This is a genomic window from Chitinimonas violaceus, from assembly GCF_052601015.1.
In genome coordinates this window covers 141,386-148,737 of the sequence record NZ_JBQXDJ010000003.1, presented here as the reverse complement: position 1 = coordinate 148,737, position 7,352 = coordinate 141,386, and the positions used below count along the sequence as shown (strand labels likewise).

The window sequence follows — 7,352 nt, the reverse complement described above, 5'->3', positions numbered from 1 at the left end:
CAAGCGCCTACGCTTATCGGCTGTATCTTGTTAAAGAGCGTTTGCCTATTCAGACCCACTCAGCTACACTCATCAGTTTCGCTTCGTTTTTGTCTGCGTCAGCAGCAGAGAGGCGAACTATACGCACCGCCCCAACACTCGTCAACTCCCACACAACACTTTTTTTACCCCAAAACCTTCACCTATCAACAACTCGCTGATTTTTAAGTAAGTCTGACTTTCAATAGTTTCTAACAGCTATTCAAAATGCTTCGCACACCCCTGCAACAGCCCAAACATGACTACGAAAACAGTGAGCAGGTTGTTGCTTCAAACACGCCAAATTTGATTGCACAACCAATTCCCACAAATCTTCCCTATATAAGTTTAGTATCTACACCCCTGAGGCCTGCCTGAGCTCCCACTCCGCCAACTTAAGCCGATATTCCTGCAGCTCCTCGCTATAGAAATCGAAAATACAGGGATCACAGCCACTATTGCAGCACTCATTTGGAGAGGGAGCGATCGGCGCAACAGGGCGCGGATCGTCAATCTTGTTATTTTGCGTTGGATCCATCTTTGAATACTCCTACTCACAGGACGAATAAACAGCTTCTGTTAGAATTGCCTGCATGACTTATCAAGTTCTCGCCCGCAAGTGGCGCCCGAAATCGTTCTCGACATTAGTCGGCCAGGAACACGTGGTGAAAGCCTTAAGCAATGCGCTGGAAAGCCAGCGCTTGCATCACGCTTATCTGTTTACAGGCACTCGTGGTGTCGGTAAGACCACTATTGCCCGCATTCTCGCCAAGTCACTCAACTGTGAATCCGGCGTTACCGCCTCTCCGTGTGGGCACTGCGATGCTTGTTTGCAAATTGATGCCGGCCGCTTTGTAGACCTGTTGGAAATCGATGCGGCCTCCAACACCGGTATCGATAACATCCGCGAGGTGCTCGACAACGCACAATATGCGCCGACCCAAGGGCGTTTCAAGGTTTACATCATTGATGAAGTGCATATGCTCTCCAAGAGTGCCTTCAATGCAATGCTGAAGACGCTGGAAGAACCACCTGGCCACGTAAAATTCATCCTGGCGACAACTGACCCTCAAAAAGTCCCGGTGACTGTGCTGTCACGTTGTCTTCAGTTTTCCTTACGACAGATGCTACCCCCACAGGTTGCCAAGCATCTACAACAAGTTCTGGATGCGGAAGTCATACCGTATGACATGGACGCACTGCAGCTGTTAGGCCACGCAGCGGCTGGCAGCATGCGGGATGCGCTTTCGCTACTCGACCAAGCTATCGCATACGGTTCGGGCAAAGTCGAAGCAGCTGGCGTGCGCGCAATGTTGGGGGCAGTAGACCAATCGTACCTGTATGACCTGCTTGAGCATCTGGCAAATCAAGACGGTACAAAGCTTATTGCTTCAGCAGAACAATTGGCGGCACGAGGTATTGCCAGTGATGCCGCATTGCAAGAGCTGTCCTCGTTGCTACATCGGCTTGCATTGATGCAGACAGTACCAACAGCCATCATGCCAGACAATCCTCAATACTCAGCGCTGCAGGCGCTGGCTCCCCGCTTCAGCGTAGAGCAGGTGCAGTTGCTGTATCAGATTACACTTCATGGCCGACGGGATTTGGCATTGGCACCCGATGAGTTTGCGGGCTTGAGCATGACGTTGATGCGCATGCTGGCTTTTTCACCCAGCCGCCACTTGACACCCAATTTGGCGTTACCAGGCAATCAGCAGCAAAACTCCGTTACGCCCATTCCTGTTACCCAGCACGCAGCGCCAATAGAAACGAAACCGAACGCAGTACCGACGACGGGGTCGACACTACAGTCTCCTTCACAGAAAACAGACACAAATTTCGCTCCCTCATCTTCAGGGGTAGTCGCTGCAGCAGCTCTTCAAGAAGCCAAGCCCCCTCCTCCGTGGGAGAGTTTACCTGCTACAGAAGCAGCACCTCGGCCGTATGACGTTCAAAGTGATATTTCTACTGTTCAAACTCAACCAAGCTTCGATGGCAATTGGCCAAGCTTGCTCAAGCGGATCAAACTTGGCGGTCAGGCCGGGATGCTGGCTCAGCATGCAGAACTGAGCGCATTCAATGGACTGCATTTCGAGTTAACCGTGCCAGACAGTTACCGAGTTGTAGCTGGTCCCGAATATCGCGAGAAGTTGGAACAGTCGCTTGGGCAGTACTTTGGTGCACGCGCCACAGTCAAGATCAGTGTAGGGGGGACAGCTGAGGCGACACCTGCAGCGCTCCAGCAACGTGAACGTGCTGCTCGGTTGGCTGAAGCGGAAAGCGCCCTGAATGCCGACCCATTTGTACAGACCCTGATAGCCGAATTCGGTGCAACTGTCCTGCCCGAGACCATACAACCGCTGACGGATGCAGCCTGAGCATCCCTTCAACATTCAACCAAACAAGGAGTAACCATGTTCAATAAAGGCGGCCTGGGCAATTTGATGAAGCAAGCCCAGCAAATGCAGGAAAACATGAAGAAAGCCCAGGAAGAGCTGGGCAACATCGATGTTGAAGGACAGGCTGGTGCAGGCATGGTCAAGGTCGTGATGAATTGCCATCACAGCGTGAAACGCGTCAGCATTGACCCAAGTGTGATCGACGACGACAAGGAAATGCTTGAAGACCTGATTGCAGCTGCATTTAACGATGCACTGCGTCGCGCCGAGCAAACCTCACAGGAAAAGATGGCGGGTTTCTCTGCCGGATTAAACCTGCCAGCTGGTATGAAGTTGCCATTCTGATTAAACAGCGATTGCAATTCTGTATTGTATGAAGACCCCTTCCCCGCTCAATCAACTGATTGACGCACTAAGGGTATTGCCAGGCGTTGGGCCCAAGTCTGCCCAACGTATGGCCTACCATCTGCTGCAACGCGACCAAGCTGGTGCAAGTCAATTAGCTCATGCTTTGGCGAATGCCCTTACCAGCTTACGCAACTGTGCTCGTTGCAACACTTTTACCGAACATGAGCTATGCGAACTTTGCGCCGATCCGACGCGTGATGACCAGCGGCTCTGCGTTGTAGAAATGCCAGCAGACCTGCTGCGCATGGAACAGACCCTCGTATTTAAAGGCCGGTATTTTGTTTTGATGGGCAGGCTTTCCCCACTAGATGGCGTTGGCCCCAATGATATTCACTTCGAAAAGCTGCTGGCGCGCGCAAAGGATGGCTTGGTAGAGGAGGTCATTTTGTCTACCAATTTCACCGTAGAGGGTGAAGCGACAGCGCACTATCTCGCCGAATTGTTACGTGCCCAAGGGCTGCATGTCAGCCGTATCGCCCGCGGACTGCCCGTGGGCGGTGAGCTCGAACATGTGGACAGCAGTACTCTTGCCCAAGCCCTGATCGAGCGCCGTAGCCTCTAGGCTGCCGAACTGGTTCCAACTATCTGGCGCATAAGGCTTAACTTGTTGAAGTAATTGCCGTGAACCAAGTACACTCCCGCAACAATTTTCTAATCCTAAGCCGTCACAGAGCGCACTAGATGACCGCCTCCGTTAAACCGGCCCCAACACGTAGTGCCGTGCCTTTTGAGATCAAGAGCACTGCGCTTAACCTCATCGCCTTCAGCCCCAAGACCGCCGACTTCGCTGCACTGGAAACAGCGTTAGGGCAGAAGCTTGGCGGCCGCGATAATTTTTTCGGCGGTGAAGCAACGTTGATCGACCTGAGCGATTGGCCCATCAACGCAATTTCACCCGATTTGCCCGCCTTGGCCGCCTTATTGCGGCGTAGTGGCATGCAACCTCTGGCAGTCAGGGGGCATGGAGGGCTGAGCCCTGCAGCCATTTCCGATGCCGGCCTAGTGTCGTTGCCTGCCTCTGTCAAGGAAAGTAAGCCCACTGCGCGCACAGCAGCGCCAGAACCCATTCATTCACCCAGTGGCACGATGATCATCGACAAACCAGTGCGTAGCGGACAGCAAATCTATGCCCGCGGCGGTGATTTGATCGTGCTGGCATTGGTCAGCCACGGTGCTGAAGTCATTGCCGATGGCAATATCCACGTATATGCCCCACTCCGTGGGCGAGCCCTTGCCGGCGCGCGTGGCGATTCTTCTGCAAGAATTTTTACCCACTGTATGGAAGCTGAGTTGCTCTCAGTGGCCGGGGTCTACCGCGCCATCGACGAGCCCTTACCCACCAGCATCAAGAGCCTGCCCACCCAAGTTCGACTGGATGGAAACCGGTTAGTGATGGAAGCCATGGACCTAGACTGATGCCTAACGATATTGCAGCGTTGCCTGCCAGCGCACTCCATTTAGAAAATTCAGGAAAAACCAACGTGGCAAAAATCATTGTCGTCACCTCCGGAAAAGGCGGGGTCGGTAAGACTACGACCAGCGCAAGCTTCGCATCCGGGCTCGCCTTACGCGGCAAGAAAGTCGCAGTGATCGACTTTGATGTCGGCTTGCGTAACCTTGATCTCATCATGGGATGTGAGCGCCGCGTCGTATACGACTTCGTCAATGTCATCCAAGGTGAAGCCACACTGCGTCAAGCGTTGATCAAAGACAAGCACTGCGACAACTTGTTTATCCTGCCGGCATCGCAAACCCGCGATAAAGAAGCGCTGACCCGAGATGGCGTCGAGAAAGTATTGAAAGAACTGTCTGCTGACGGTTTTGACTACATCATCTGCGATTCGCCTGCAGGTATTGAAACCGGTGCGCTCCTGGCGCTGTACTTTGCCGAAGAAGCCATCGTCGTAACCAACCCGGAAGTGTCCTCGGTACGGGACTCCGACCGTATACTCGGCATCCTCGATGCCAAATCCAAGAAGGCGGAAGAAGGTGGATCAATCAAAGCCCATCTGTTGATCACCCGCTATTCACCCAAGCGAGTAGAGGCTGGTGAGATGTTGTCGCTCGACGATGTACAACACCTGCTGCGTATTCCGTTGATTGGCATCATTCCGGAATCCGAATCCGTCCTGCAAGCGTCCAACAGTGGTACACCAGCCATACATTTGGAAGGCACAGACGTCGCAGAAGCCTACAAAGACGTCATCGCCCGTTTCTTGGGTGAGGAACGTCCCATGCGCTTTGTCGAAGCCCCAAAACAGGGCTGGATCAAACGCTTCTTTGGGGGCTAAGGCATGTCTTTTCTTGACTATCTGCTAGGCAATAAAAAAAAATCTGCTTCCGTAGCGCGGGAACGACTACAAATCATTCTGGCGCATGAACGTGCCGGCAGCCGCGGCAGCCCCGATTACTTGCCGGATCTGCAACGTGAGCTGATGGCCGTCATTTCCAAGTATGTCGCAGTTGGCCAGGATGACATCAAAGTGTCGTTGGAGCGCCAAGATGACTACGATGTACTGGAAGTAAATATCGTTCTGCCAGAGACTGCGAAGCGCTAAACGAGGGAAGCTGGGTAGCCGGCTTCCTACAAGAGTCAAACGCAAAACCGGCTAAAGAACCGGAGTCACGATTCGCCACCATGACCGATCACGCCGAAATCCCTGTCCAGGCCGAACGGCCGGTACAGTTCGACAAGTTCCTCAGCCAGCGCGACACCGAGCGGTGGTGCAAACGACTATCGATGGAGCACCCTTCCTCCGATTATTGGTTGTGCCATGAAGCGCGGATGTTGCAAGGTTTTCAGCGTGACAGCCGTTACGCGGCACGTTTTGTCGCGGTGGATCTTGACCGGCGTATGTTGGTGAGCGAAGCGAGCGGCCATCCGCTTACGCATTGGCTTGCCACACCGGTCGGGGAATTGGAACACCCCTTTCAACGTTCCAGCGATCTGGTGCGTCTTATACTGGCCAGCTTGCGCGCCCTTGCCCATCTAGGTCGGTTCGGTCTCGTTCATGGCGGTTTACGACCAGACATCATGGTGATGACGCAGAATGACCGTGGTGAGATTGATTTTGACAGTCTGAAGCTTTTTGATTTTGGTGTAGCACGTAACCCACAGCAACGGATTGAAAAGCCGCTTTTTATCGACCTCTCCAGCCCCGATGCTGCCTACCTCGCACCTGCTATGCGTGAAGCAATCCACCGTGACTGGCAAACCTATGCCAAGTTGATCGGTGAACATGGCAAAACCAGCTGGTACGAATTAAGCGAATCCGGTCGACACCAGTACGAGAGCGTGTTGATTCCTGAGCTCAGTATCAACGCGCTTGATTGGCGCACCGATTTGTACGCGCTGGGTCATTGGTTCAAACAGATTTCCCTGCACCGCATCGATTATTACAAGGATGCTCACCAGGAGGCTCTGCCTGCCTTGATCAAGCGGATGCAGAAACCCGTGCTTTCCGGCGGTTTCACCAGCCTGGAAACCTGTATCAAGGCTTTTGAGTCGCTTGAGATAGACCAACGGGCACTGGTAATTCCCGATGCGCCACAGACCAGTGCTGTATTCAGCATGCAGCCCACCCCGATTTTACATGCGACGCAGTTGCTGGCCAATACCCCACCAAGTGTGCGGCTTGACGATGAGTTCTCACCCAGAGTAAGTGCCCTGCCACGCATTGATATCAAGTCAGTGCCTACAGGCAGCCGAGGCAAACTGCTTGGTGTCGGTGTCGGTTTGATTCTGGTCGCAGTAGTGGGCGCAGCCGTGCTCAGCTCCAAAGAACAACATGCCAGTATGCAGCCCCCAGCCAACTCGCCAGTCCCCCTAGTTGCAGAAGCGGCGGCCCCCCCAGTACCTGTCGTTGTGGCAGACACCGTTGCAGCTCCCATTCAGATACCCGAGACCACAGCACTGGCTGGGTTACGTTTGGAAGACCTGCGCAGTGCAGCTGAAGCAGGAGACGCCGCCGCACAAACCCAGTTAGGGCTGCGTTATCGCAAAGGCCAGGGTGTACCAATGGACAACGAGAAAGCTGTCGCATGGTATCGCCGTGCAGCAGAGCAGAATCATGCGGAAGCTCAGGCCTATCTTGGTTTTATGCTGATGACAGGACGTGGCGCACGCCGTGATGATGCTGAAGCAGCACGCTACTCTCGCCTGGCAGCAGAACAGGACAACCCAACCGGCCAATACAACCTGGCATTGCTTTACCTCTCAGGCCGTGGTGTCCCAGCCGACAAATTGGAAGCCTATCGATGGCTGCAAAAGGCTTCAGAACGTGAAAACGGTGCCAGATTGCGCCTGGAAGAATTGAAACGCCAGCTTACCCCTGCGCAACTGGCGGCAGTGGGTGCGCAGCAGCAGTACTGATTTGTCGATTCCCTGCGGCCCATTACCTTTGTGTTCGCGTATCTTCGTACACAGCAGATGCTCGTAGATATGGATCACTACCTCTACCAGCAGCCAACAACTATGCTGAATTAAGCGGTTATCGCGATCTTTGAACAAGTTCTTACTATGCGGCC

The 7,352-nt window shown here is 53.6% G+C and carries 8 protein-coding genes; 7 read left to right on the top strand and 1 reads right to left on the bottom strand.

What is annotated here, in order from left to right; all coding sequences use genetic code 11:
- Positions 1 to 373 precede the first annotated feature (373 nt).
- On the bottom strand, positions 374 to 556 hold the full coding sequence (locus tag ACUHMQ_RS02320; RefSeq protein WP_445293829.1) for an oxidoreductase-like domain-containing protein: 183 nt from the start codon (positions 554 to 556) through the stop codon (positions 374 to 376).
- 55 nt (positions 557 to 611) lie between these two features.
- On the opposite strand from ACUHMQ_RS02320, the gene dnaX reads away from it, so the two are divergent.
- From dnaX to ACUHMQ_RS02285, 7 genes are all read left to right on the top strand, one after another.
- Positions 612 to 2,396, top strand: coding sequence for a DNA polymerase III subunit gamma/tau (gene dnaX, locus ACUHMQ_RS02315; RefSeq protein ID WP_445293828.1), 1,785 nt, complete (start codon positions 612 to 614; stop codon positions 2,394 to 2,396).
- A 36-nt stretch (positions 2,397 to 2,432) separates the two neighbouring features.
- On the top strand, positions 2,433 to 2,762 hold the full coding sequence (locus ACUHMQ_RS02310) for a YbaB/EbfC family nucleoid-associated protein (protein ID WP_445293827.1): 330 nt from the start codon (positions 2,433 to 2,435) through the stop codon (positions 2,760 to 2,762).
- Positions 2,763 to 2,790: 28 nt separating this feature from the next.
- Positions 2,791 to 3,387: a recombination mediator RecR gene (gene recR, locus ACUHMQ_RS02305; RefSeq protein ID WP_445293826.1), complete on the top strand. Its 597-nt coding sequence runs from the start codon at positions 2,791 to 2,793 to the stop codon at positions 3,385 to 3,387.
- A 119-nt stretch (positions 3,388 to 3,506) separates the two neighbouring features.
- Positions 3,507 to 4,241: a septum site-determining protein MinC gene (gene minC / locus ACUHMQ_RS02300; protein WP_445293825.1), complete on the top strand. Its 735-nt coding sequence runs from the start codon at positions 3,507 to 3,509 to the stop codon at positions 4,239 to 4,241.
- 65 nt (positions 4,242 to 4,306) lie between these two features.
- On the top strand, positions 4,307 to 5,116 hold the full coding sequence (gene minD / locus ACUHMQ_RS02295; RefSeq protein ID WP_445293824.1) for a septum site-determining protein MinD: 810 nt from the start codon (positions 4,307 to 4,309) through the stop codon (positions 5,114 to 5,116).
- Between the two features lie 3 nt (positions 5,117 to 5,119).
- The gene (gene minE, locus ACUHMQ_RS02290; protein WP_445293823.1) at positions 5,120 to 5,383 is read left to right on the top strand and encodes a cell division topological specificity factor MinE; all 264 of its coding nucleotides are present in this window, start codon (positions 5,120 to 5,122) and stop codon (positions 5,381 to 5,383) included.
- A gap of 80 nt (positions 5,384 to 5,463) precedes the next feature.
- The gene (locus ACUHMQ_RS02285; protein ID WP_445293822.1) at positions 5,464 to 7,197 is read left to right on the top strand and encodes a tetratricopeptide repeat protein; all 1,734 of its coding nucleotides are present in this window, start codon (positions 5,464 to 5,466) and stop codon (positions 7,195 to 7,197) included.
- Positions 7,198 to 7,352 lie beyond the last annotated feature (155 nt).